A 1,642-nucleotide genomic window follows, 5' to 3' on the forward strand; every position below is an offset into this window, starting at 1 on the left:
CTTCAGCCGCTCGATCAGTTCGTCGGGCGGAATGTCGACGACTTCGATCTCCGCCTGCTCCAGGATACGATCAGGCACCGTTTCGCGCACGCGGACGCGGGTGAAGCTCGCGACGATATCGTTCAGGCTTTCGACGTGCTGGATATTCACCGTCGAATAGACGTCGATACCCGCGGCGAGCAGTTCCTCCACATCCTGATACCGCTTGGGATGGCGGCCGCCCGGCGCATTGGTGTGTGCGAGCTCATCGACCAGCACCAGCCGCGGGCGACGCGCCAGGATCGCGTCGAGATCCATCTCAAGCAGCGTTCGCCCCTCATAGGGGACGCGACGGCGGGGGATGATGTCGCGGCCGCGGGTCAGCGCCTCGGTTTCGATCCGGCCGTGCGTCTCGACCACGCCGATCACCACGTCGACGCCGTCGCGCTCCCGCGCCGCGCCCTCGGACAGCATCTCATACGTCTTGCCGACGCCGGGGGCCGCACCGAGAAAGATCTTCAGCCGCCCCCGCCCCTCCTGCGCCGCCTGGCGCAGGAGGGCATCCGGATCAGGTCTGCCATCACCGGATACCGCCATCAACGCCCCATGCCGTCCAGCGCACGGTTGAGGGCGAGGACATTGACGTGCGGCTCACCGAGGATCGAGCCCTGGACGTGCGCGGTTACCACCGCGCGGACCTCCGCCTCCGGAAGACGCCGGATCCGGGCGATGCGCGGTGCCTGTGCCAGTGCGGCGGCGGGTGACAGATCCGGGTCGAGCCCCGAGCCGCTGGCGGTCATCAGATCCGCCGGCAGCGGCCCGTCGATGCCTTCGGCACGGCGCCTGGCGACGTCAGGCGTCACCCGATCGACCAGCGCCTGCGCGGCGGGACCGAGGTTCGATCCCGAGGATGCCAGCCCGTCATAGCCTTTGCCGGCCGCCGAGGGGCGTGTCTGGAAATAGCGATCCGTGGTGAATGCCTGGCCGACCACCGTGGAGCCGATCACCCGGCCAGCCGGATCGCGCACCAGACTGCCATTGGATTGGTGTGGGAACAGCAGCTGCCCGATCCCCGTCATCGCCAACGGATACGCCAGCCCCAGCACGCCCGCAAACAGGATCGTCATGACGATTGCGGGGCGAAGCGCCGAGGTAAATTCCTTGCCCATGTGAAAGCTCCCTTACGCGAGGCCGAGGCCGCCGACGACAAGATCGATGATCTTGATGCCGACGAACGGGGCAACGAGGCCGCCGAGGCCGTAGATGGCGAGGTTGCGGGCCAGCAGTGGCCCTGCGCCCACCGGCCGGTAGGTGACGCCGCGCAGCGCCAGCGGCACCAGCAGCGGAATGATGACGGCGTTGAAGATGATCGCCGAGAGGATCGCGGACTGCGGTGTTGCCAGCCCCATCACATTCAGCACGCCCAGCGCCGGGTAGAGCGCGACGAACATCGCGGGGATGATCGCGAAATATTTGGCCACGTCGTTCGCGACCGAGAAGGTCGTGAGCGCGCCGCGGGTCATCAGCAGCTGCTTGCCGAGGCCAACGACCTCGATCAGCTTGGTCGGATCGCTGTCGAGATCGACCATATTGCCCGCCTCGCGCGCCGCCTGCGTGCCGGTGTTCATCGCCACGCCGACATCGGCCTGCGCCAGCGCGGGCG

2 protein-coding genes and 1 pseudogene are annotated in these 1,642 nt (G+C 67.7%); all 3 read right to left on the reverse strand.

The annotated features are described in order from the left end of the window. The coding region (locus XM50_RS00160; RefSeq protein WP_046406321.1) for a histidine kinase at nucleotides 1–576 on the reverse strand (576 nt) is incomplete at its 3' end. Next, a complete protein-coding gene (gene kdpC, locus XM50_RS00165; RefSeq protein WP_046406323.1) occupies nucleotides 576–1,148 on the reverse strand; it encodes a potassium-transporting ATPase subunit KdpC in 573 nt (190 codons plus the stop codon). The genes XM50_RS00160 and kdpC, both read right to left, overlap by 1 nt. A gap of 12 nt (nucleotides 1,149–1,160) precedes the next feature. Beyond that, a pseudogene (locus XM50_RS00170) lies at nucleotides 1,161–1,642 on the reverse strand (potassium-transporting ATPase subunit B); the annotation flags it as partial.

It is taken from the genome of Sphingomonas sp. Ag1 (assembly GCF_000980895.1).
Lineage (GTDB): Bacteria > Pseudomonadota > Alphaproteobacteria > Sphingomonadales > Sphingomonadaceae > Sphingomonas > Sphingomonas panaciterrae.